This is a genomic window from Desertibaculum subflavum, assembly GCA_003576705.1.
In the GTDB taxonomy this organism is placed as follows: domain Bacteria; phylum Pseudomonadota; class Alphaproteobacteria; order Ferrovibrionales; family Ferrovibrionaceae; genus Desertibaculum; species Desertibaculum subflavum.
In genome coordinates, this window is record QOZS01000002.1 from 13,338 (window position 1) to 35,073 (window position 21,736).

Sequence of the window (21,736 nt, forward strand, 5' to 3'; positions counted from 1 at the left end):
CTCCCCCTCCCTGATTCCATCCGGCGCGGCGCTATGATATCGGCACTCTTGCAAGGGAGGAAAGCCAATGGCGTATCAAGAAGTTGCGTACAATGTTGAGGATCGTATCGCCACCGTCACCCTGAACCGGCCGGACAAACTGAACGCCTGGACCGGCGTGATGGAGAACGAGGTGCGCGATGCCATGGAAGCCGCGGCCAAGGACGACAAGGTCAGAGTCATCATCCTGACCGGTGCCGGCCGCGGCTTCTGCGCCGGGGCCGACATGAACGTCTTGAGCGGCATCACCGAGAAGGGCGCCGACGCGCGGCCGAACGCCAACAATGTGCGGCCCTACGACACCGCGGCCAGGCCGGACTTCCAGATGCGCTATTCCTACTTCCCGTCGATCGCGAAACCGATCATCGCCGCGGTGAATGGGCCTGCCGCCGGGCTGGGCCTCATCATGGCGCTCTATTGCGACATGCGCTTCGCCGCCGACGCCGCTGTCTTCACTACCGCCTTCTCGCGCCGCGGCCTGATCGCCGAGCACGGCATCAGCTGGCTGCTGCCCAAGCTGGTCGGCCATTCGGTTGCGCTCGATCTGATGCTCTCCGCCCGCAAGGTCGATTCCGCCGAGGCGCTGCGCATCGGCCTGGTCAACCGCGTGTCGCCGCTGCCCAGGCTGATGGACGATGTGCGGGCCTATGCGAAGGAGCTGGCCGAGGACGTCTCGCCGCGCTCGATGGCGGTGATGAAGCAGCAGCTCTGGAATGTGCCGTTCCAGTCGCTCGGCGAATCGATCGCCGTCGCCAATCACGAGATGAAAGGCAGCTTCGTGTCAGAGGACTTCAAGGAAGGCGTCGCCCATTTCGTCGAGAAGCGGAAGGCCCGCTTCACCGGCCGCTGAACACAGGTAGTACCTACATGTCCGATCCCCTGCAGGCCCTCCTGCGGGCGCTCGACCTCGCGCCCCTCGGTGACGATCGTTTCGAGGGGCGCAGTGTCGAGGCGACCCGCAAGCGCATGTTCGGCGGCGAGCTGATCGCGCAAGGCCTGGTCGCTGCAAGCCGCACCGCCGACGGCCGCGACTGCCACTCGCTGCATTGCAACTTCCTCCTACCGGGCGATCCGGCGGCACCCCTCGAATACCGGGTGCGGCGGCTCCGCGACGGCAAGCGCTTCGCCCAGCGCCAGGTGAGTGCCTGGCAGAACGGCCGCGAGATCTTCCTGCTCACGGCCTCGTTTACCAGCGACCACAAGCCCGCGCCGGGACACCAGACGGAAGTCATGCCGAAGGTGGCGCCGCCGGAAGCGCACAAGAACGAGATCGACTGGCGCCGCGAATTCACCGACCGGCTGCCGGTCGACGATCGCCCGTGGCTGCTGGCACCGCGGGCCATCGATTACCGCACCATCGATCCGGTGCCGTTGTTCGATCCACCGCCCGCGGCGCCAGCCGCGAATACCTGGCTGCGCGCCATCGACAGGCTGCCGGACGATCCGGCGCTGCACCGCGCCGTGCTCGCCTTCGCTTCCGACATGACATTGCTCGACATCGCCTTCCAGCCGCATGGGCGGAGCTGGCTCGATCCGCGCGTGGAGGAGGCGAGCCTCGACCACGCGATGTGGTTCCACAAGCCGTTCCGCGCCGACGAATGGCTGCTGTTCGCGCAGACCAGTCCGGTGCTGCATGAAGGCCGCGCGCTCTGTCGCGGCAGCTTCTTCACCGCCGACGGCGAGCTCGTCGTCTCGGCGGTGCAGGAGGGGCTGACGCGCGTGCTGGCCTAAGCCAGCGCGGCCTCGACGCCGGCCGCCACCGCGAACAACCGCCTGTCGGCCCCGTGCTCGCCGATCAGCATCAGGCCGATCCCGGCTTCGCCCGACGGTTGGATCGGCAGGCTGATGGCGCAGCGGTCGATGAAGTTGACCGGCGCGGTGTTGCGCAAGGTGAGCAGGTTGCAGCGGGCGAATTCCTCGTCGCTCGCCATCGCCGCGATCTTCGGCGCCAGGATCGGCACCGTCGGCAGCAGCACCGCGTCGAACGGCGCCGTCTCCTCCGCCGCCTCGGCGATCACCTTGCGCCGGAAGTCCAGCAGGTCGACATAGTCGGCAGCGGCCATCGCCGCCCCGCGCTCGATGCGGACGCGAACGCGCGGGTCATAGCGATTGCCGGCCCGCGCCAGCAACTGGCGGTGCCAGGCGAAGGATTCGGCCGCGGCGAAGCCGCCGGCGGACGAGGCCTCGGCGAAGCGGCGGAACAAGGCGAAGGGCTGCTCCGTGATGCGGGCGCCGGCCGCGGCCAGCCGCTTGATCGCATCGTCGAAGGCGCGCGCAACGGCCGGGTCCATCTGCTCGAGCGGGATGCCGGTCGCGACGGCAAGCCGCAACCCGGCGACCGGCAGCGGCGACGGCGCGATGGGCGTCTCGCCCGCGATCACCGCATCGGCAACGGCGCAGCAGGCGACCGAGGGACCCAAGGGACCGATCGAATCGAGCGAGAAGGAAAGCGGCACGCAGCCATCGAGTGGCACGCGCTTCGCCGTCGGCTTGTAGCCGACCGTGCCACAGAAGGCCGCCGGGATGCGGGTCGAGCCGCCGGTATCGGTGCCGATGCCGATCACCGCCATGCGGTCGCCGACCGAGACGCCGGCGCCGGAGGACGAGCCGCCGGGCACGCGCGAGCGGTCCGGCGGGCTGCCGGGCGTGCCGTAATGCGGGTTGTAACCGATGCCGGAATAGGCGAATTCCGTCATGTTGGTGCGGCCGACGATGATCGCGCCGGCGGCGCGGAGCCGGGCCACGACCGGCGCGTCCTGCCGCGCCGCCGGCGCATCCGCCAGCACGACGGAGCCGGCCGGCGTCGGCTCGCCGGCAATGTCGAGCAGGTCCTTGATCGATATCGGCAAGCCGGCGAGCGGCGAAGGCACATGGCCGCGGGCGCGCTGCCGGTCGGAAAGCCGCGCCGCGTCGAGCGCTGCCTCCTTGTGGAGCCGCGTGAACACCTTGGTGCCTTCGAGCTTCGGATCGGCGATCCGCTCGAACGCCTCCGTCACCAGCTTCTCGCTGGTCGTCTCGCCCGCGACCAGCGCCGCCTGCAGCTCCTTCACCGTCCAACGCATATCCACTCTCCGTCTCGCAGAACTCAGCGCGCCGGCGCGCTGCCGGCTCGGGGCAGAGGCCTGCCGCCATCGGCAATCGCCATCACCACCACGATCTCATCCGGCCGGGGCGCATCTGCCACCGCGACGGTGATCGTATCGAAGTGGTCGAACGACCAGGGATCATCCTTGTGGCCGAGCGGCAGGTCGAGGCTCGCGCCCATCGCAGCCACCTTCACGTTGGACGGAATCACCGACTTGCCGCCGCCCACCGCCGCGCGCATCGGCTTTCCCAGCATCGGGTGGATGCAGGCACCGCCATGCTCCATCTCGCCAGCGACGCCCACGATAGCGCCCTTGCCGTATGCGACGGCAGGACTGCCCAGTACCTCGACCAGATTCTCCATCACAAGCTTGCCGACGCGCGCTCCCGCTTCGAACAACGGCCGCAGATCATCCACCAGCTGGCCGGCAAATGGATTGGCGATCACCGCCATGCCGACGGCTCGGACAATCGGAGAGCGAAGCTCGACCCCCATTTCCGACAACACAATGTCGCGAACCGTCACGACCTTTCGGATATTCGGCTGCACAGGCGTCTCCCGAGGATGGCGTGCCAGTGTAGCGGAGATCAGAGCTGTTTCGTCATCAGCTTGCGCGGGCTCGCCTCGTAGCCGGCAGCCGCGTAGATACGCTGGGCGCGGGTATTGGCGATCTCCACCTCCAGGTGCAAGGCGCGGTAGCCGCGCGCCCGTGCCTCGGCCTCCACGAAGGCGAGCACGCGGCGGCCGATACCGCGGCCGCGTGCGGCCGGCACGAGGTAGAGGTCGTCGATGAAGCCGTCCGGACCGCCGGCCAGGATGGTATGGCCGAGCGACAGGGCGACATAGCCGATGACGGCGCCGCCTTGACGGATGATCCAGGTCGGCGCCACCGGATCGCCGGCGGCGAGCTTGCGGATGCCAGGCTCGACCGCCGGGTCGAGCGGATGGCCGTCCTCGCGATGGAAGTCGCGCGCCAACGAAATCAGAACCTCGGCATCCCCCGGCGTGACAGGACAGATCTCAAGCTCGCTCATCGGATCACCACCAGGTCGACGGGCTCGGCGACGCCGGCCACGGTGCGTGCCGGCCGCGTTTCCCCTGCCCTGCCGCCATCGTAGCCTTGAGCTGCGGCAAGGTCGCGCGTCGCCGCCGTGGTCAGCGCCACGACGCCTTCCGCCTTGGTCTGGTTCTGCAGCTTGGCGGCGCGGTTCACCGCGTCGCCGATGGTCGCGTATTCGAGCCGGCTCTCGTCGCCGATCGCGCCGCAGATCATCGGCCCATGCGCGACGCCGATGCCGATGCCGGGCGCCGCGAAGCCCTGGTCGCGGCGCGCCGCCGACCAGGCGCCGAGATCGTCGATCAGCGCCGCGGCGCAGCGCAGCGCGTCGGCGGCATAGGCTGTGCTCGGCCGCGTCGCGCCGAAGGTGATCATGATGCCGTCGCCGAGGAAGGTGTTGATGGTGCCGCGATGTGCCTGGACGATGGCGATGACGCGGCGCTGGTACTCGCCCAGCAGCTCGACCAGTGCCTTCGGCGCCATGGTGCCGGCGAGCCGGGTGAAGCCGCGCAGGTCGACGAACATCGCCGCCGCCTCGCGCTCCACGCCGTCGCCCGGACGGATCGCCATCGCGGCGCCGGCGATCTCGCGCGCCACTTCCGGCGCGAAGAAGCGCGACAGCTCCATCGCCGCGGTGGAATCAGCCACTGCGCGGGCCAGCAGGCGGCGCGAGCGCAGCATGGCAAGCGTGATCAGGCCGGTGACGATCAGGATCGACATCACCTTGTCGATCTCCGCCCCCGGCAGGATCTTGTAGGACGTCATGTACTCGAAATAGTCGGCGGTGATTACGTCGGGCGTCGCCTTGGCCAGCGCATAGCCGAGCAGGACGAGCCAGCCGGCCGCGCCGGCAATCCCCGCCAGCACGACGGGGCGCGGGTCGTAGCAGAGCGCCCGCAGCGCGATGAAGATGAAGACGTAGAGCAGCGCCGGCGCCTTCAGATAGAAGGACGGCACCGAGGCATATTGCAGGTGGAAGCTCCATATCGTCACCATCAACAGCGCCACATCGGCGAGCACCGACAGCGCGACGAACCAGAACGGCAGGCGGTCGCGATGCGCGGCGATGAGGCGGATGGCGGTGAAGGCGGCGTAGAGGCCGAGCGCCCAGGGCACCGGATCGAATGGCACGTCGACCAGCAGCGGCTCCGGCGAGACGTGGTAGAGCGCGGCGAACACCGCCAGCACGACCGCCTGCATCCAGCCGATCAGGATCTCGCCGCGCCGCTGCTGGTGGGCGATCTGGTCGAGCACGCGCGCCGGCAGCGCCCGCGCCGGCGCCGGGCCGAGCAGGAAAGAGGCCAGATTGTCGCGCCAGGGCGCTATCTGCATGGCCCGCAGCCTGACCGGCGACTGGGGCGCCGGCCAATGCCGAAGCGCGATGATGTCGATAGAGCCGGCCTATCGCCGGCCGAACAGGCGCTCGATGTCGCCGCGGCCGAGCTTGACCCAGGTCGGCCGGCCGTGATTGCACTGGCCGGAGCGCGGCGTGACCTCCATCTCGCGGAGCAGCGCGTTCATCTCCTCGACCGAGAGCTTGCGCCCGGCCCGGACCGAGCCATGGCAGGCCATGGTGGCGCAGACATGGTCGAGCCGGTCGGTCAGGGCCAGCGCCTGGTCGATCTCGGCGAGACTGTCGGCGAGGTCGCGCACCAGCGCCTTCACATCGGCATGGCCGAGCGGGGCCGGCGTCTCGCGCACCACCACCGCGCCGGGGCCGAAAGCCTCCAGCACCAGGCCGAGGCCGGCAAGCTCGTCGCGGCGCTGGTCGAGACGGGTCACCTCGTCCTCGGCCAGCTCCACCACTTCGGGCAGCAGCAGCGCTTGCGACGGCACCCCCTGCCCGGCCAGCGCCGCCTTCATGCGCTCCATCACCAGCCGCTCATGCGCGGCGTGCTGGTCGACCAGGATCAGGCCGTCGGCGGTTTCCGACAGGATGTAGGTCGCATGGATCTGGGCGCGGGCGAGGCCGAGCGGCGGCAGCTCGGCCGGCGGCGTTGTGTCCGGCGGGGGCGGCGCCTGCCACTCGGCGGCACGCTCCATCAGCACCGGCGAGGGCCGGGTCGGCGCGAAGTCGAAGCCGCGGTTCCATGCCGAAGGCGGCGCTTGCAGTCCCTCGGCCCGGAAGGCGCCGAGCGCGGCGGTCGAGATTGTGGTCGCCGTGCGATGCCCGGCCGCGGCCAGCACCTGCTTCAGCCCGCCGACGATCAGGCCGCGCACCAGGCCGGCATCGCGAAACCGCACTTCGGCCTTGGCCGGGTGCACGTTGACGTCGACCAGATCCGGCGGCAGGTCGAGAAACAGCGCGACCACCGGGTAGCGGTCATGCGCCAGCACATCGGCATAGGCGGCACGCACCGCGCCGATCAGCTGGCGATCGCGCACCGCGCGGCCGTTGACGAACAGGAACTGCGCCTGCGCGGTGCCGCGGTTGTAAGTCGGCACGCCGATATGGCCGGTGAGGCGCAAGGCTTCGCGCTCGGCATCGACAGCCAGCGCGTTCTCGGCGAAGTCGCGGCCGAGGATGGCGGCGAGCCGGTCGAGCCGGCTCGCGAACAGATCGCCGTTCGCGGCGGCGAGGCGGAGCGCCACGCGCTCCCCGTCGCTGAGCGAGAAGGCGATGCCGGGATGCGCCATGGCGAGGCGCTTCATGACGTCGAGCGCATGGCCGAACTCGACCCGCTCGTTCTTCAGGAATTTGAGCCGCGCCGGCGTGGCGTAGAAGAGATCGCGCACCTCGACCCGCGTGCCCAGCGGCGCGCCCGCCGGCTCGACCGGACCGACCTCGCCCGCCTCGACCGCGATACGCTGCGCGCTGTCAGCACCATGCGGCCGGCTGACGATGGAAAGGCGCGACACCGCGCCGATGGACGGCAGCGCCTCGCCGCGGAATCCGAGGAAGCGGATATCGACCAGGTCGTCCCCGGCGAGCTTGGAGGTCGCGTGGCGCTCGACCGCGAGGCGCAGATCCTCCGGCCCCATACCGGCGCCGTCATCGCTCACCGCGATCAGGCTGCGGCCGCCCTCGCGCAGCACCGCATCGATGCGGCGCGCGCCGGCGTCGATGGCGTTCTCGACCAGCTCCTTCAGCGCCGCCGCGGGCCGCTCCACCACCTCGCCGGCGGCGATACGGTTGACCAGTGTCTCCGGCAGCCGCCGGATGGCGGTCCGGTTGTCGGCCGTGCGAAGCGCAGGCGCCGATTGCATCACGAAAATCACCGATTCGGGATCCGGTAGGTCATTCTACCGCCAACGGCCGCGAAGCTCACGGCCGCCAGGGCAGCATCTCGCAGTTCTTCATCAGATGCCCGGCCAGGTGCTTGAAGAAGGTGGCGTGGCCAACGACGCAGATGCGATCCTCCGGCCGGCGGCGCAGCCAGTCGCGGAAGGTCTCCACGCGGCCGAGAAAGGTCTCGAAGGGCTCCTGGCAGATGCCGTTGGCGTCGCGGGTTCCCTCGTCGTGCCACCACACCTCCGGCAGGTGGTCGAACGCGAAGGTCGGAAATTCGGGGATCAGCGCGCTTTTCGGCCGCCCCATATCGCAGCTCGCCTCCAGCCATTCGCGGTGCCCGGCCTCGACCAGGAACGGCGTCGCGAGGCCACCGAACAGGCCGAGCGTGGTCTGGATCGCGCGGGTGAGCGGCGAGGTGACGATCAGGTCGTATTCGTTGCGCCGGACGACCTGCCTGAGCAGCTTGACCTGCTCGTGGCCGAGCGGCGTCAGGCGCGCATCGATATGGATAGGGTCCTCGCCCGTCTCGGCATAGACCAGGTTGAAGGTCGACTGGCCGTGGCGGATCAGGTGTACGGATTCGGGCATGACGCGCTCCGGACGGGGGCAGGCTCTTACGGCGCCCCTCGCCCCAGGTCAACCACGCGGCTGCCATCCTGGAATGCGCCGAAGGAATGCCGCCAGGGCGCCTCGCCCGGCCAATGCAGCTCGACCATGCCGGAGGCCGGGCGATAGACAGAGGTATAAAGCGAGCCGAGCGCGGCGGCGAAATCGGTGCGATAGAATGGCGGTTGCTGCAGCGCCTCGCGCAGCCCGTCGGCTGTCATGCCGGGCAGCTTGCAGAGCTCGGCGAGCCGCGTCGCGCGCTCGACGGTGCGGCTGAACCGTGCCGATTCCAACCATTCGACCGTGCGCTGGTGATTGGTGGTGAAGCCGAGGCCGACGAATTCCGGCGGCCGGTCGGGGCTGAGCCAGGCGGTGCTGTGGCGGCCGGCGCGATCGAGCAGCAGCACGTTCTGCACCATGGCACAGGGAAGGCGGCGCAGCGTTTCGACCGCCGCGGGCACGTCGGCGCAGGTTTCCAGCACATAGCGGAGGGTCAGCGGAATGCTGAACCCATGGCCGAGCGCCGGCCGGCCGCCAAAGGTGAGCGCGAGCGCTAGGCCGGCCTCGTTCATGCCGTCGAGCACGCCGAAGAAGCCTTCCGACATGGCGATCACGGCGCCCTGCCGCCCCAGCCATCGGCTCTTCAGCAAGGTGCCTTCGAAGAAGTCCGGGGTGAAATCGTAGTTGCGGACCAGCGCGGGCTCGCCGCTCGGCGCCACCACCACGCTGCAGCCGCCGAACAGCGGCGGCGGGCACCACATGCTGAGCAGCCGCCGCGCCGTCGCGTCCGGCCCGACCAGCTCGCAGAGCCGGTCGTAGAGGGGTGCGAGCTCCGGCATATGGCGTTCGATCGCCTCGCGGCATTCCTGCAGCGACGGCCGCCGCTCCGGCTTCTCCCGGGCGATCCAGCCGAGATAGGGCGCCGCGCAGCGCCCAAACCGGGCCTGCCATTTCGGACCGGGCCAGTCTTCCTCGACGGCGACGAATTCGACGGTGGTCATGCGTTGTCCACGTGTCAACGAGCCCTTCAATAGATCTCCAGGTCGCTCGCGACGTACCCCGCCAGTTGAAGAAACAGCAGGCCCAGGTCCCTGTAGGGACCAGCCTCCGGACTCCATCTATTCACGACGTGATACTCGTGGCCGCGCCGACCTTCTACGATCCATTGGGCGCCATCAAATACGCCCCGAGAGTCATTCGTCGGCTGCGTCCAGAAGGCGCTTACGGCCAACGCCGCATCGAGCTTTTGCCAGTCGGTCAAACTCAACAGCCCAGAACCGCGTTTCGAGATGGACCCTGGTTCATAGCCGCCTGCGCCCGACAGCTCGACGGCATCAACGGTCACGCCCGATGCAGTGCGACGGACATGAACAGAAATCGGATGGTGAAAGGTCCGCAGCCACAAAAATCGGTAAGTCTCCAACGCAACATCATCCCTCCCGCAAGACAGAGTCGGGGCCTCCATTGCCCTGAGGTGCTCCGAGAACCACTTACGCTCGAACTCGTCCAAATCGGGGCGGTCAGCATCGAAGGTGCCGGGCGCAAAATAGAAGACGTTCAGTTCAGCGGGACATACCGCGCGGACAGGTGTCGCAGCGCTTGGACTGCTATTACCTTGCGAGCCGCCACAACCGTGCGCAATTGCAGCGAGGGCCACCAGAGCAAACCAGCGCATCAGCTACATAGCCCCCGCCCTCTTTCTGACTAACTGAGATAGCGCTGCTGCAGGTGACGCTTGAACGCGGTGGTGCTGAGCGGCGCGCCGGTGGCATGGCGCAGCACTTCATCCGTAGTGAGGCGCGATCCATGACCGTGCACGTTGGCGCGCAGCCAGGCGAGCAACGGCGCGAACTCGCCGCGTTCGATCGCCGGCTCGATACCACTGTCGGCGGCGCGGGCGGCGGCATAGAGCTGCGCAGCGGACAATGCACCGAGCGTGTAGGTCGGGAAGTAGCCGAAGGCGCCGGAGGGCCAGTGGATATCCTGCAGACAGCCCAGCGCATCGTTCGGTGGCACCGCGCCGACCAGCTCGCGCATCATGTCGTTCCAGGCGACCGGCAATTCGTCCACGCCGAGGGCGCGGTCGAGCAGCGCGCGCTCGAGCCGGAAGCGCAGGATGATGTGCAGCGGATAGGTCGCCTCGTCGGCGTCGACGCGGATCAGGCCGCGCGACACGCGGCGCGCATGGCTCGCGAGGTTCGGCGCCGCGAAGGCCTCGCCGTCACGGCCGAAGCTCTTCGCGATCAGCGGGGCGGCGAAGCGCAGGAACGGATCGCTGCGGCAGACCTGCATCTCGACCAGCAGCGACTGCGATTCGTGCAGCACCATGCCGCGCGCCTGGCCGACCGGCTGGCTGGTCCAGGCCGCCGGCAGGCCGAGCTCGTAGAGCGCGTGGCCGGTCTCGTGCAGCACGCCCATCAGGGCGCGGAAGAAATCCTCCTCCGCGTAGCGCGTGGTGATGCGCACGTCCTGCGGCCCGCCGCCGGTGAAGGGATGCAGGCTGACATCGAGGCGGCCGCGATCGAAGGCGAAGCCGAGCGCCTGCATCATCTCCAGGCCGAGCGCGCGCTGCGACTCCACCGGGAACGGGCCGGGGAGCGGCAGCGGTGCCGGGCGGGCGGTCTGCTTTTCCAGCGCCTCGCCGATGAAACCGGGCAGGAAGCCCGCCAGATCCTCGAAGACCGGCGCGATCTGCGCCTCGCGCGCTTCCGGCTCGAACTCGTCGAGCAATGCGTCATAGGGGCCGAGGCCGAGCGCCGCGCTCTTCGCCGCCGCCGCTTCGCGGGTCAGGTCGAGCAGCTCGGCGAGCTTCGGCGCCAGCAGCTTGAAATCGCTCTTCGCGCGCGCCTCGCGCCAGACGATCTCGCAGGAGGAGGCGCAATGGGCCCGGCGCTCCACCAGGTCGGGCGGCAGCGCCATGGCATGGGCGCGGGCGCGGCGCATCTCGCGCAGATTGGCGCTCTGCCAGTCGTCGAGCGGCTCGGCTGCCGCCGCTTCGGCGAGGTCGCCGATCTCAGCCGCGGTCAGGAGCTCATGGCGCAGCACGCCCAGGGTCGCGATCTGCTCCGCCCGCGCGGCGGCGCCGCCCGGCGGCATCATCACCGCCTGATCCCAATCGAGGATGCCGAGCGCGCCCGAGATCGCCGCGATGCGGCGGAACCGCGTCTCCAATGCCGCATAGGCGGTCTGATTCATGCCTCACACCCTCGTGACGGACTGTGACTTTAACCCGAACCTATAGTGCGCCGCGGCGGCGGAAAGGAAGCACCAATGCGGCGCATGCTCCTCGCTCTCCTGATCGTGCTGGCCGGCGTGCCGGCGGCTTCGGCGGCCGAAGGCCCGGCCTGGGAGGCCTGGAGCGACAAGGTGTTCGAGCGGGCCCGCGCCGAGAACAAGTTCGTCCTGCTCAGCCTGCAATCCTGGTGGTGCCCGTGGTGCCACACCATGAACGAGGAGACCTTCGCCGACCCGGACGTGCGGGCCTATATCGCCGAGCATTTCATTCCCGTCCGCGTCGACCAGGACAGCCGGCCCGACATCTCGCAGCGCTACGAGCGCTGGGGCTGGCCGGCGACGGTGCTGTTCGGGCCGGACGGCACCGAGATCGTCAAGCTGCGCGGCTTCTATTCGGTCCGCTTCTTCCTGCCGATTCTGAAGGGCACGGTCGCCGACCCGACGCCGCTGAAATACGACATCCCCTCCGGCGACGAACGGCCGATCTCCCGGCAGGTCCGGCTGGACGATACGGCGCGCGCCGAGATCCTGGCCTTCATGGAGAAGAACTACGACCGCGAGAACGACGGCTGGGGCGGCCGGGCCAAGCTCGCCGATGGGCCGACCTGGACCTATGCGCTGGACCGCGCCAAGGCCGGCGATGCCGGGTTCGCCAACCGCATCCGCGCCACCTTGCTGAAGGCACGCGGCATGCTGGATGCCGAGCACGGCGCCATGGCCCAGGTCACCGGCGCCGCCGATTGGAGCAAGATCCACCGCGAATTCCCGATGTTCGCCCAGGAAGCGGGCCTGCGGGCCTTCTCCCTCGCCTATTCGCTCTGGGGCGATGACCGCTACCGGGCCGCGGCGCGCCGCATCGTCGACTACCTGAAGGATACGCTGCGCGCGCCGGAAGGCGGCTTCTATGCCAGCCTCGGCCGCGAACGCGGCGATCCCGGCATCGACAGGAATCTCTACGCCCGCGAGAACGGCATGGCGATCAGCGGACTGGTCGCCTATTTCGACGCGACCGGCGAGGCGGATGCGCGCGAGCTGGCCATCGCCGCGGCGGAATGGGCACTCAAGGCGCGGCGGCGGCCCGACGGCGGCTTCCATCACGGCGCGACCGACGAAGGCGGCCCCTTCCTCGCCGACAGCCTGACCATGAGCTGGGCGCTGCTCGGCCTGCATCGCTCCACAGGCGATCGGCGCTGGCTTGACGAGGCGCGCCGCACGGCCGATTTCATCGCCGCGACCTTCGTCGATCCGGAAACCGGCGGCTTCTTCGCCGGCGCCCGGCCCGAAGCCGGCTTCCTCGGCAAGCCGGTGAAGAGCCGCGAGGACAACGTGCTGGCGACGCGGATGTTCAACCTGCTCGCCGCCTATACCGGCGAGGCAGGCTATCGCACCATCGCGGAGAACGGCATGGGTTACCTGACCTCGCCCGCCGTGCTGGAGGCAGCCGCCTTCCTGCCCGACCTGCTGCAGGCCGAGGCCGAGATGACGCATGAGCCGGTGCACGTCACCGTCATCGGCCGGAAGGACGATCCGCGTGCGGCGGCGCTCTACCGTGCCGCGCTGGCCTATCCGGCGACGCACAAACGCGCGGAATGGTGGGACCGGCGCGAGGGCACGCTCGCCAATCCGGACGTGAAGTACCCGGATTATCCGGAGCCGGCCGCCTTCGCCTGCACGCGGACCTTCTGCTCGCTGCCGGTGACCGGCCCAGGCGAGATCGCGGGGCAGCTCGACCGTCTCGACCGCGCCCTGCCCTGAGAGCGGATCAGCCGAGCCGGCCTTCGCGGCGGTGAAAGACGAGGTAGATCACGGCCAGAACGACAGCGAAGCCGAACCAGGTCAGCGCATAGCCGAGATGGTCGTTCGGGATGTTGAGCCGGGTCTGGCCGCCGATCGGGAAGCCGCCGGGGTTTTCGGTCCCGTCGGCCTCGATGAAGAGCGGCGGCGCCTCGATTCCGGCATGACGCGCCATGCCGGGCGCGTCGCCATAGAACCAGATGTTCCTCTGCGGATTGTTGTCCGGCACGAACCAGCCCTGAGCCCAAGTCTTGCGCACCAGGCCGGTCACCGTCACCTCGCCCGCGACCTGGCCCTGGGGCCGCGTCGCCGGATCGACCTTCTCCTTCGGCACCCAGCCGCGATTGACCAGGATGGTGCCGCCATCGGCGCGGTCGAGCGGGGTGATCACCTGGTAGCCGGAATTGCCGCGCCGGCTGGCGGCGATCAGGTGCATTTCCTTGTCGTGGCGGAACCGGCCGCGCACCGTGACCGGGCGGTATTCGAGCGCCGCCGGATCGAGCGCCGCATTGGGCGGCAGCGGCAGCGGCGCGAGGCCGGTGCGGCTCTCGATATTGGCGATCAGGCCGAGCTTCCATTCGAGGCGCTGCAGCTGCCAAACGCCAAGGCCGATCAGCGTGACGATCGCCGGCACGGTGAACAGCGTCGGCCAGAGGAGTGGCCGGAAACGGATCATTTCAACCGAAGCCCTGCGTCACCTTGTGACGGTATTGCAGCGCGATCAGCACCGCCTTGAACGGGCGGAGCAGGCCGAGCGACAGCACCAGGATCAGCGGGAACCACAGCAGCACATGCACCCAGAGCGGCGGCTCGAAGCTGACCTCGGTCCAGAGCGCGAGGCCGACCACGATGAAGCCGGCGATCATGATGATGAAGACCGCCGGCCCGTCGCCTGAATCGACGCCCGCATAGTCGAGCCCGCAGCGCGGGCAGGCCGGGGCGACAGTGAGGAAGCCCTGGAACAGCTTCCCTTCGCCGCAGCGCGGACAGCGGCACCGCAAGCCCGCGACGAAGGGAGAGACCGGTGGAAAATACGGCTCGACCAATCAGTGCCCGGCCGGCGCGGCCCCGCCCGCGCCCCAGACATAGATGCAGAAGAACAGGAACAGCCAGACCACGTCGACGAAGTGCCAGTACCACGCCGCCGCCTCGAAGCCGAAATGGTGCGTCGTGGTGAAATGGCCCTTCAGGGCGCGGCCGAGCGTCACGATCAGGAAGATGGTGCCGATCAGCACATGCGCGCCGTGGAAGCCGGTCGCCATGAAGAAGGTGGAGGCGTAGATGCCGTCCTTGAAGCCGAAGGCGGCGTGGCTGTACTCGTAGGCCTGCACGCAGGTGAACAGGGCTCCGAGCAGGACGGTCAGGATCAAGCCCTGCACCAGCCCCTTGCGGTCGCCGTGCTGCAGCGCGTGATGCGCCCAGGTCACCGTGGTGCCGGAAGCGAGCAGGATCACGGTGTTGAGGAACGGCAGGTGCCAGGGGTCGAATGGCTGGATGCCCGGCGGCGGCCACTGATGCTCGATATTCGCATTCGGGAAAAGCGCGGCGCCGAAGAAGGCCCAGAACCAGGCGACGAAGAACATCACCTCGGAAGCGATGAACAGCACCATGCCGTAGCGCAGGTGCAGCTGCACCACCGGGGTGTGATGGCCCTCGTGCTCCGCCTCGCGGATGATGTCGCGCCACCACATGAACATCGTGTAGGCGACCAGCAGCAGGCCGATGAGCAGCACCGGGGTGCCATACGGCATCGAATGCATGTAGAGCACGCCGCCGACCGTGGTGACGAAGGCGGCGGTGGCGCCCACTGCCGGCCAGGGGCTGGGGTCCACCAGATGATAATCGTGCCCCTTCACATCGGCGGAGGCCATGCTGCTCACTCCCTGGTGCGATCGGTTGCCGGAGACGGTGCCTGGGACGGCGCCTGCGAGACCTTCCGCCCGGCCGCCTCGAAGAAAGTGTAGGAAAGCGTGATGGTGTTGACGCCCGCCATCTTCGGATCCTCGGCGAAGGCGGGATCGACGAAGAAGGAGACCGGCATGTCGACGGTCTGGCCGGGCCTCAGGGTCTGCTCGGTGAAGCAGAAGCAGGCGATCTTCTGGAAGTAGATGCCGGCTTGGTCGGGCTGGACGTTGAAGGTCGCGGTGCCGGTGATCTCGCGCGCCGTGCGATTGGTCGCCTGGTAGAAGGCAAGGTGCTCCTCGCCCACCTTGACCTTCATCTCGATCTGCTCGGGGCGGAAGTTCCACGGCATGCCGCGGGCGACGTCGCCGTTGAAGCGGATGGTCACCACGCGATCGACCACCTTGTCCGGCGCCTGCTTCGCCACCTGCGTGGTGCCGGCATAGCCGGTGGTGCGGCAGAACAGGTCGTAGAGCGGCGCCGAGGCGAAGGTGAGCCCGACCATGGCGGCGAAGACGCCGGCGGCGATCAGGCCCACTTTGCGGTTGCGGCGGCCGAGATCGTCCATCAGCCCGCCCCCTTCATCTTCACGATGGTGACGACGAAGAAGATGACGACCAGTGCCAGCAGGAAGGCGCCGAGCGCGTAGTTGCGGCCGCGCCGCTGCTGATGCATGTCCGATTGCGCCATGGCGCCCGCCCTCACAGCTGCGCCACCAGCGCCTCGCCGAGCAGCACGGCGAAGAGCAGGAAGAGATAGAGGATGGAGAAACCGAACAGGCGCATCGCGGCGCGGTCGGTGCTGGTCCGGTGCAGCGCATGCGCCAGCACCAGGAAGACCACGCCGAGCGCGCCGGCCGCCGCCAGGTACGCGGTCCCGCCCACGCCCGCGAGCAGCGGCGCGAAGGTGGCCGGCACCAGGATCCAGGAATAGAGCAGGATCTGCCGCCGCGTCTCTTCCGGCCCGGCGACCACCGGCAGCATGGGCACGCCAGCCCGCGCGTACTCGCCCGCCTTGACCAGCGACAGCGCCCAGAAATGCGGCGGCGTCCACAGGAAGATCACCGCGAACAGCGCGATCGCGCCCCAGCCGATATCGCCGGTCACCGCGGCCCAGCCGATCATCGGCGGAAACGCCCCGGCGGCGCCGCCGATCACGATGTTCTGCGGCGTGCGGCGCTTCAGCCAGATCGTGTAGATCACGGCGTAGAAGAAGATGGTGAAGGCGAGCAGCGCGGCCGCGGCCAGGTTCACCAGCAGGCCGAGGCAGGCAACGGCGCAGACGGCGAGCGCAAGGCCGAAGCCCAGCGCCTCGCGCGGCGCGATGCGGCCCTGCGGCACCGGGCGCGAGGCGGTCCGCGCCATCCGGGCATCGATATCGGCGTCCCACCACATATTCAACGCGCCGGAGGCGCCGGCGCCGAGCGCGATGAAGAACAGCGCGACGGCACCGATCAGCGGGTGGATCTGGCCCGGCGCCACGACGATGCCGACCAGCGCCGTGAACACGACGAGCGACATCACCCGCGGCTTGAGCAGGGCGATGTAGTCGCCCGCCGCAGGCTCGCCTGCGGCAACGGCGCCGAACGGCGCCGTCTCGCGCTGGAGGCCGATATCGGTCATCGCGGCGCCCGTTTCCCGCCCTCTACTTGATCACCGGCAGAGTCATGTACTGATGGAACGGCGGCGGCGACGACAGCGTCCATTCCAGGCTGGTCGCACCCTCGCCCCAGTAGTTGTCCGCAGCCCGGCGCTTGCGCAGGAACGCTTCGATCACGATCCAGATGAACAGCAAGGTCGCGGCATAGGAGATATAGGCGCCGATCGACGAGATGTAGTTCCAGCCCGCAAACGCGTCCGGATAGTCCGGAATGCGCCGCGGCATGCCGGCGAGCCCCAGGAAGTGCTGCGGGAAGAAGATCAGGTTGACGCCGATGAAGGTGGTCCAGAAATGGATCTTGCCCAGCGTCTCGTTCAGCTCGTAGCCCGACATCTTGCCGAACCAGTAGTAGAAGCCGGCGAAGATGGCGAACACGGCGCCGAGCGACAGCACGTAGTGGAAATGCGCCACCACGTAGTAGGTGTCGTGCATCACGGTGTCGACGCCGGCATTGGCCAGCACCACGCCGGTCACGCCGCCGACGGTGAACAGGAAGATGAAGCCGATCGCCCACAGCATCGGCGTCTTGAACTGGATGGAGCCGCCCCACATGGTGGCGATCCAGGAGAAGATCTTCACGCCGGTCGGCACCGCGATCACCATGGTGGCGGCGGTGAAATAGGCCTTGGTGTCGACGTCCATGCCGACCGTGTACATGTGGTGCGCCCACACGACGAAGCCGACGAAGCCGATCGCCACCATCGCGTAGGCCATGCCGAGATAGCCGAACACCGGCTTGCGCGAGAAGGTCGACACGATCTGGCTGATCATGCCGAAGCCCGGCAGGATCAGGATGTAGACCTCGGGGTGGCCGAAGAACCAGAACAGATGCTGGAACAGGATCGGGTCGCCGCCGCCCGCCGCATCGAAGAAATGCGTGCCGAAATTGCGGTCGGTCAGCAGCATGGTGATGGCGCCGGCCAGCACCGGCAGCGACAGCAGCAGCAGGAACACCGTCACCAGGATCGACCACACGAACAGCGGCATCTTGTGCAGCGTCATGCCGGGCGCGCGCATGTTGAAGATCGTGGTGATGAAGTTGATGGCGCCGAGGATCGACGAGGCGCCGGCGACATGCAGCGAGAAGATGGCGAAGTCGACCGCCGGGCCCGGATGGCCGAGGGCCGATGACAAGGGTGGATAGATGGTCCAGCCGCCGCCGACGCCCGCGCCGCCCGGCGGCCCCGGCACGAAGATCGAGATCAGCAGCAGCGCGAAGGCCGGGATCAGCAGCCAGAAGCTGATGTTGTTCATGCGCGGGAACGCCATGTCGGGCGCCCCGATCATTAGCGGCACGAACCAGTTGCCGAAGCCGCCGATCATCGCCGGCATGACCATGAAGAAGATCATGATCAGCGCATGGCCGGTGATCAGCACGTTGAACAGGTGATGGTCGCCGCCGAGCACCTGGTCGCCCGGCTGCATCAGCTCGGCCCGCATGATCACCGACATCAAGCCGCCGATCAGCCCCGCCACCACCGCGAAGATCAGGTACATCGTACCGATGTCTTTGTGGTTGGTGGAATAGACCCAGCGGCGCCAGCCGTACGGCGTGTGCGCGTGGTCGTCGTGACCATGTGCGCCGGGCGCAGCGTGACCGTGGGAATGGGCGTGGGACTCAGCCATGGTCGACCCCGTTCAAATCCTGATCTTGCTCAGTCGCGCACCGCCGCAAGCCGCTTCGGCTCCTCGGCATCCTCGCTGGCGAACTTCTTCTTCGCCTCGTCCATCCACTTGGCGAAATCCTCTGGCGACACCACCTTCACCATGATCGGCATGTAGCCGTGCAGGGTGCCGCAGAGCTCGGAGCACTGGCCGTAATACGTGCCGATGCGCTCCGCCTTGAACCAGAGCTGGTTGATGCGGCCCGGATAGGCGTCCTTCTTCACGCCGAAGGCCGGCACCGTCCAGGCATGCACGACATCGCTCGCCGTGGTCAGCACGCGAATGGTGGCGTTGACCGGCACCACCACCGGATTGTCGACGGTGAGGAGGCGCAGCTCGCCGGGTTTCAGGTCCTTCTCCTCGACCAGGCGCGACTCGAAGGCGACCTTCTGATCCTGATACTCGTAGCCCCAGTACCACTGGTAGCCGGTCGCCTTGATGGTCAGGTCGACCTTCTCGGGGATGCGCTCCTGGTCGTACAGGATCTTGAAGGACGGCACCGCGATCACGACCAGGATCATGATCGGCACCACGGTCCAGGCCACCTCGACCAGGGTGTTGTGCGAGGTCTTGGACGGGACCGGGTTGTTCTTGGCGCTGAACTTGAACATCACATAGACGAGCAGTGCCAGGACGAAGATGGTGATCAGCGTGATGATGATCAGCAGCAGGTTGTGGAAGTCGCCGATGCCTTCCTTCAGCGACGTCACCCCCGGCTGCAGGCCGAGCTGCCAAGGCCTCGGCTGGCCATAGACTTCCTCGGCCCAGGCCGGCGCCGAAGCGCCCAATGCCGTGATCGCCGATATTCCCCAACCCAGCAAGCGATCGACCCGCATTGCCCCGGCCTCTCCATGATCAACATATGGGGGAGATGCGCCGACCGGCGCCCGATCCCCCGCGGTCTCCAAAGCGCTTCCTAACTATAGATCGAGGGCTTGTCCAACCGCGTGACACGTGGTCGCGCTTTGGGCAATCGTTGACGCGGCGCAATGCAGGATCGGCCGACCGGGCCGGCAGGGCACCGGAAGGCGCCGTCCGGATTGCAATAAGTGCAACTACACGCTCGGGGCCTGCCCGTGCAATTTTGCAGTCCGGCGCTGTCGAAATCGGCCTCGGGCCGCGCTACCTTGGCCTGAACACAGCGGATCCGAGTGGCGACATGACGAGCGAGACTTCGGCCCAGCAATTGTTCTTCCAGCGCGCCGGCCTCGATCGGGGCCGGGTCGAGGGCATCGTCCAGGGCGCCCTTGGCGGCATGGATGACGGCGAGCTCTACCTCGAATACGTGCAGTCGGAATCCTTCGTGTTCGACGACGGCCGGCTGAAAAGCGCGAGCTTCGACACCAGTCATGGATTCGGGCTGCGCGCGGTGAACGGCGAATCGACCGGCTACGCGCATGCCTCCGAACTGGACGAGGAAGCGATCAAGCGGGCCGCCGCCTCGGTCCAGGCGGTCAAGGCAGGCCATGCCGGCAGCATGGCGGCGGCCCCCGCCCGCACCAACCGCGCGCTGTACGCCGCCGACAATCCGCTGAACGAGCAGGGCTTCGAGACCAAGACCAAGCTGCTGCAGGAGATCGACGCCTATGCCCGGGCGAAGGACGCCCGCGTGCGCCAGGTCTCGGCCTCGCTGCTCGGCTCCTGGCAGGCCGTCACCATCCTTCGCGCCGACGGGCACATGGTCGAGGATGTGCGTCCGCTGGTCCGGCTCAACGTCTCGGTCGTGGTCGGCGACGGCGACCGGCAGGAATCCGGCAGCCACGGTGCCGGCGGCCGGGTCGGCTATGCCGCCTATCTGGACCCGACGCGCTGGCAGGGAAGCGTGGACGAGGCGCTGCGCCAGGCGCTGGTCAACCTGGACGCGGTCCCCGCTCCGGCCGGCGAGATGCCGGTCGTGCTCGGCCCCGGCTGGCCCGGCATCCTGCTGCACGAGGCGATCGGCCATGGCCTGGAAGGCGACTTCAACCGCAAGAAGACTTCGGTCTTCTCCGGCCTGATGGGCCAGCAGGTGGCGGCGAAGGGCGTCACCGTGATCGACGACGGCACCATCGCCTCCCGGCGCGGCTCGCTCACCGTCGACGACGAGGGCACCCCGACCCAGCGCACCGTCCTGATCGAGGACGGCATCCTGAAGGGCTATCTGCAGGACCGGCTGAACGCCCGGCTGATGGGCATGGCGGCGACCGGCAACGGCCGGCGCCAGGGCTATGGCCACATGCCGATGCCGCGCATGACCAACACGATCATGCTGGGCGGCAGCCACGATCCGGCCGAGATTCTCCGTTCCGTCAAGAAGGGCGTCTATGCCGTGAACTTCGGCGGCGGCCAGGTCGACATCACCTCCGGCAAGTTCGTGTTCAGCTGCACCGAGGCCTACGAGATCGAGGACGGCAAGGTCGGCCGGCCGCTCAAGGGCGCGACCCTGATCGGCGCCGGCGCCGAGGTGTTGAAGAAGGTGACGATGATCGGCAACGACATGCAGCTCGACGACGGTGTCGGCACCTGCGGCAAGAACGGCCAGGGCGTGCCGGTCGGCGTCGGCCAGCCGACCTTGCTGATCGATGCCATCACCGTCGGCGGCACCGCCGCCAAAGCTGCCTAGTTATTTGGGGCTGCATATCCTTGGGAGCGTCAGGAGGGGCCTGATGAACGTGCAATCCGGCGTACAGATCGCGGCGCTCGACCCGGTCTGGGAACAGATCCGCGGCGAGACCGAGCGCATGGCGATGCAGGAGCCGGTGATGGCCGGCATGCTGCATGCGAGCGTGCTGAACCATCCGAGCCTGGAGCAGAGCCTCTCCTACGTGCTTGCCCACAAGCTCGGCAATGTCGACCTGCCGGCCATGCTGCTGCGCCAGGTGTTCGACGAGGGCCTCGCCTCGGTCAAGGATGCCGCCTCTGCCGTGCGCGCCGATATCGGCGCGGTGACCGACCGCGATCCCGCCTGCCACTACGCGGTGCAGCCGCTGCTGTTCTTCAAGGGCTTCCAGGCGCTGCAGACGCACCGCATCGCCCATTGGCTGTGGAACGAGGGCCGCACCACCATGGCCCTGTTCCTGCAGAGCCGGTCGTCGGAGGTGTTCGGCGTCGACATCAACCCGGCCGCGCGCATCGGCTGCGGCGTGTTCATGGACCACGCGACGGGCGTGGTGATCGGCGAGACCGCCGTGGTGGAGAACGACGTCTCCATGCTGCACGGGGTCAATCTCGGTGGTACCGGCAAGGAGCGCGGCGACCGCCACCCGAAGATCCGCCGCGGCGTGCTGCTCGGCGCCGGCTGCAAGATCTTGGGCAATATCGAGGTCGGCGCCTATGCCAAGGTGGCCGCCGGAAGCGTGGTGCTGCAGCCGGTGCGCGCCGGCTGCACGGTGGCCGGCGTGCCGGCCCGCTATGTCGGCGAATGCGGCTCGGAGCATCCCGCCCGCGACATGGACCAGCGCATTCCGTTCGAGAAGTGATGCGG

The 21,736-nt window shown here is 68.3% G+C and carries 22 protein-coding genes; 5 read left to right on the forward strand and 17 right to left on the reverse strand.

Annotated features, from left to right (window positions below):
• Positions 1–67 precede the first annotated feature (67 nt).
• Entirely contained in the window at positions 68–889 is an 822-nt protein-coding gene (locus DT074_RS01330) for an enoyl-CoA hydratase (RefSeq protein ID WP_119417998.1), read from the forward strand.
• A gap of 17 nt (positions 890–906) precedes the next feature.
• Complete coding sequence (locus DT074_RS01335; protein ID WP_119417999.1) at positions 907–1,770, forward strand: acyl-CoA thioesterase; 864 nt, start codon at positions 907–909, stop codon at positions 1,768–1,770.
• Here the strand turns inward: DT074_RS01335 and DT074_RS01340 are convergent.
• From DT074_RS01340 to DT074_RS01375, 9 genes are all read right to left on the reverse strand, one after another.
• Entirely contained in the window at positions 1,767–3,101 is a 1,335-nt protein-coding gene (locus DT074_RS01340) for an amidase (RefSeq protein WP_119418000.1), read from the reverse strand. The genes DT074_RS01335 and DT074_RS01340 overlap by 4 nt on opposite strands.
• 23 nt (positions 3,102–3,124) lie before the next feature.
• Complete coding sequence (locus DT074_RS01345) at positions 3,125–3,673, reverse strand: amino acid synthesis family protein (RefSeq protein ID WP_119418001.1); 549 nt, start codon at positions 3,671–3,673, stop codon at positions 3,125–3,127.
• Between the two features lie 38 nt (positions 3,674–3,711).
• On the reverse strand, positions 3,712–4,158 hold the full coding sequence (locus DT074_RS01350; protein ID WP_119418002.1) for a GNAT family N-acetyltransferase: 447 nt from the start codon (positions 4,156–4,158) through the stop codon (positions 3,712–3,714).
• Complete coding sequence (locus DT074_RS01355) at positions 4,155–5,513, reverse strand: adenylate/guanylate cyclase domain-containing protein (protein WP_119418003.1); 1,359 nt, start codon at positions 5,511–5,513, stop codon at positions 4,155–4,157. Before DT074_RS01355 ends, DT074_RS01350 begins: the two co-directional genes overlap by 4 nt.
• Before the next feature lie 69 nt (positions 5,514–5,582).
• The gene (gene mutL / locus DT074_RS01360) at positions 5,583–7,388 is read right to left on the reverse strand and encodes a DNA mismatch repair endonuclease MutL (protein WP_119418146.1); all 1,806 of its coding nucleotides are present in this window, start codon (positions 7,386–7,388) and stop codon (positions 5,583–5,585) included.
• 58 nt (positions 7,389–7,446) lie between these two features.
• A complete protein-coding gene (locus tag DT074_RS01365) occupies positions 7,447–8,001 on the reverse strand; it encodes a histidine phosphatase family protein (RefSeq protein ID WP_119418004.1) in 555 nt (184 codons plus the stop codon).
• Positions 8,002–8,027: 26 nt separating this feature from the next.
• Positions 8,028–9,020, reverse strand: a complete 993-nt coding sequence (locus DT074_RS01370; RefSeq protein ID WP_162914545.1) for a C45 family autoproteolytic acyltransferase/hydrolase — start codon at positions 9,018–9,020, stop codon at positions 8,028–8,030.
• A gap of 26 nt (positions 9,021–9,046) precedes the next feature.
• Positions 9,047–9,694 (reverse strand): hypothetical protein, encoded by a 648-nt coding sequence (locus DT074_RS27875; protein WP_162914546.1) that lies wholly within the window; start codon positions 9,692–9,694, stop codon positions 9,047–9,049.
• Between the two features lie 29 nt (positions 9,695–9,723).
• On the reverse strand, positions 9,724–11,214 hold the full coding sequence (locus DT074_RS01375; protein ID WP_119418006.1) for a carboxypeptidase M32: 1,491 nt from the start codon (positions 11,212–11,214) through the stop codon (positions 9,724–9,726).
• A gap of 75 nt (positions 11,215–11,289) precedes the next feature.
• Between DT074_RS01375 and DT074_RS01380 the strand changes: the two genes are divergently transcribed.
• Entirely contained in the window at positions 11,290–13,008 is a 1,719-nt protein-coding gene (locus DT074_RS01380; RefSeq protein ID WP_119418007.1) for a DUF255 domain-containing protein, read from the forward strand.
• 7 nt (positions 13,009–13,015) lie between these two features.
• On the opposite strand, the gene DT074_RS01385 is transcribed toward DT074_RS01380, so the two are convergent.
• From DT074_RS01385 to coxB, 8 genes are read right to left on the reverse strand one after another with little or no spacing between them, the layout of a single operon-like run.
• The gene (locus DT074_RS01385; RefSeq protein ID WP_119418008.1) at positions 13,016–13,723 is read right to left on the reverse strand and encodes an SURF1 family protein; all 708 of its coding nucleotides are present in this window, start codon (positions 13,721–13,723) and stop codon (positions 13,016–13,018) included.
• 1 nt (position 13,724) lies between these two features.
• Positions 13,725–14,093, reverse strand: a complete 369-nt coding sequence (locus DT074_RS01390) for a DUF983 domain-containing protein (protein WP_119418009.1) — start codon at positions 14,091–14,093, stop codon at positions 13,725–13,727.
• Positions 14,094–14,918 carry a cytochrome c oxidase subunit 3 gene (locus DT074_RS01395; RefSeq protein ID WP_119418010.1) on the reverse strand — a complete coding sequence of 275 codons (825 nt, stop codon included), beginning with the start codon at positions 14,916–14,918 and terminating at the stop codon, positions 14,094–14,096.
• 5 nt (positions 14,919–14,923) lie between these two features.
• Positions 14,924–15,517 (reverse strand): cytochrome c oxidase assembly protein, encoded by a 594-nt coding sequence (locus DT074_RS01400; protein ID WP_119418011.1) that lies wholly within the window; start codon positions 15,515–15,517, stop codon positions 14,924–14,926.
• Positions 15,517–15,639, reverse strand: coding sequence for a cytochrome c oxidase system small membrane protein (locus tag DT074_RS28400; protein WP_368744368.1), 123 nt, complete (start codon positions 15,637–15,639; stop codon positions 15,517–15,519). Before DT074_RS28400 ends, DT074_RS01400 begins: the two co-directional genes overlap by 1 nt.
• A gap of 11 nt (positions 15,640–15,650) precedes the next feature.
• A complete protein-coding gene (locus DT074_RS01405) occupies positions 15,651–16,571 on the reverse strand; it encodes a heme o synthase (protein WP_119418012.1) in 921 nt (306 codons plus the stop codon).
• Positions 16,572–16,593: 22 nt separating this feature from the next.
• Entirely contained in the window at positions 16,594–18,234 is a 1,641-nt protein-coding gene (ctaD, locus tag DT074_RS01410) for a cytochrome c oxidase subunit I (RefSeq protein WP_119418013.1), read from the reverse strand.
• 29 nt (positions 18,235–18,263) lie between these two features.
• Positions 18,264–19,109, reverse strand: a complete 846-nt coding sequence (gene coxB / locus DT074_RS01415) for a cytochrome c oxidase subunit II (RefSeq protein WP_119418014.1) — start codon at positions 19,107–19,109, stop codon at positions 18,264–18,266.
• A gap of 323 nt (positions 19,110–19,432) precedes the next feature.
• On the opposite strand from coxB, the gene tldD reads away from it, so the two are divergent.
• A complete protein-coding gene (gene tldD, locus DT074_RS01420; RefSeq protein ID WP_119418015.1) occupies positions 19,433–20,875 on the forward strand; it encodes a metalloprotease TldD in 1,443 nt (480 codons plus the stop codon).
• A 43-nt stretch (positions 20,876–20,918) separates the two neighbouring features.
• A complete protein-coding gene (gene cysE, locus DT074_RS01425) occupies positions 20,919–21,731 on the forward strand; it encodes a serine O-acetyltransferase (RefSeq protein ID WP_119418016.1) in 813 nt (270 codons plus the stop codon).
• Positions 21,732–21,736 lie beyond the last annotated feature (5 nt).

Excerpts from the sequence above, each read along its gene's own strand:
- ctaD (WP_119418013.1), bottom strand. The coding sequence starts at position 18,234 with ATGGCTGAGTCCCACGCCCATTCCCACGGTCACGCTGCGCCCGGCGCA.
- DT074_RS01365 (WP_119418004.1), bottom strand. The coding sequence starts at position 8,001 with ATGCCCGAATCCGTACACCTGATCCGCCACGGCCAGTCGACCTTCAAC.
- DT074_RS01385 (WP_119418008.1), bottom strand. The coding sequence starts at position 13,723 with ATGATCCGTTTCCGGCCACTCCTCTGGCCGACGCTGTTCACCGTGCCG.
- DT074_RS01335 (WP_119417999.1), top strand. The coding sequence starts at position 907 with ATGTCCGATCCCCTGCAGGCCCTCCTGCGGGCGCTCGACCTCGCGCCC.
- DT074_RS01340 (WP_119418000.1), bottom strand. The coding sequence starts at position 3,101 with ATGCGTTGGACGGTGAAGGAGCTGCAGGCGGCGCTGGTCGCGGGCGAG.
- DT074_RS01330 (WP_119417998.1), top strand. The coding sequence starts at position 68 with ATGGCGTATCAAGAAGTTGCGTACAATGTTGAGGATCGTATCGCCACC.
- tldD (WP_119418015.1), top strand. The coding sequence starts at position 19,433 with ATGACGAGCGAGACTTCGGCCCAGCAATTGTTCTTCCAGCGCGCCGGC.
- cysE (WP_119418016.1), top strand. The coding sequence starts at position 20,919 with ATGAACGTGCAATCCGGCGTACAGATCGCGGCGCTCGACCCGGTCTGG.
- DT074_RS01395 (WP_119418010.1), bottom strand. The coding sequence starts at position 14,918 with ATGGCCTCCGCCGATGTGAAGGGGCACGATTATCATCTGGTGGACCCC.
- DT074_RS01400 (WP_119418011.1), bottom strand. The coding sequence starts at position 15,517 with ATGGACGATCTCGGCCGCCGCAACCGCAAAGTGGGCCTGATCGCCGCC.
- DT074_RS01375 (WP_119418006.1), bottom strand. The coding sequence starts at position 11,214 with ATGAATCAGACCGCCTATGCGGCATTGGAGACGCGGTTCCGCCGCATC.
- coxB (WP_119418014.1), bottom strand. The coding sequence starts at position 19,109 with ATGCGGGTCGATCGCTTGCTGGGTTGGGGAATATCGGCGATCACGGCA.
- mutL (WP_119418146.1), bottom strand. The coding sequence starts at position 7,388 with ATGCAATCGGCGCCTGCGCTTCGCACGGCCGACAACCGGACCGCCATC.
- DT074_RS01380 (WP_119418007.1), top strand. The coding sequence starts at position 11,290 with ATGCGGCGCATGCTCCTCGCTCTCCTGATCGTGCTGGCCGGCGTGCCG.
- DT074_RS01405 (WP_119418012.1), bottom strand. The coding sequence starts at position 16,571 with ATGACCGATATCGGCCTCCAGCGCGAGACGGCGCCGTTCGGCGCCGTT.
- DT074_RS27875 (WP_162914546.1), bottom strand. The coding sequence starts at position 9,694 with ATGCGCTGGTTTGCTCTGGTGGCCCTCGCTGCAATTGCGCACGGTTGT.
- DT074_RS01350 (WP_119418002.1), bottom strand. The coding sequence starts at position 4,158 with ATGAGCGAGCTTGAGATCTGTCCTGTCACGCCGGGGGATGCCGAGGTT.
- DT074_RS28400 (WP_368744368.1), bottom strand. The coding sequence starts at position 15,639 with ATGGCGCAATCGGACATGCATCAGCAGCGGCGCGGCCGCAACTACGCG.
- DT074_RS01370 (WP_162914545.1), bottom strand. The coding sequence starts at position 9,020 with ATGACCACCGTCGAATTCGTCGCCGTCGAGGAAGACTGGCCCGGTCCG.
- DT074_RS01355 (WP_119418003.1), bottom strand. The coding sequence starts at position 5,513 with ATGCAGATAGCGCCCTGGCGCGACAATCTGGCCTCTTTCCTGCTCGGC.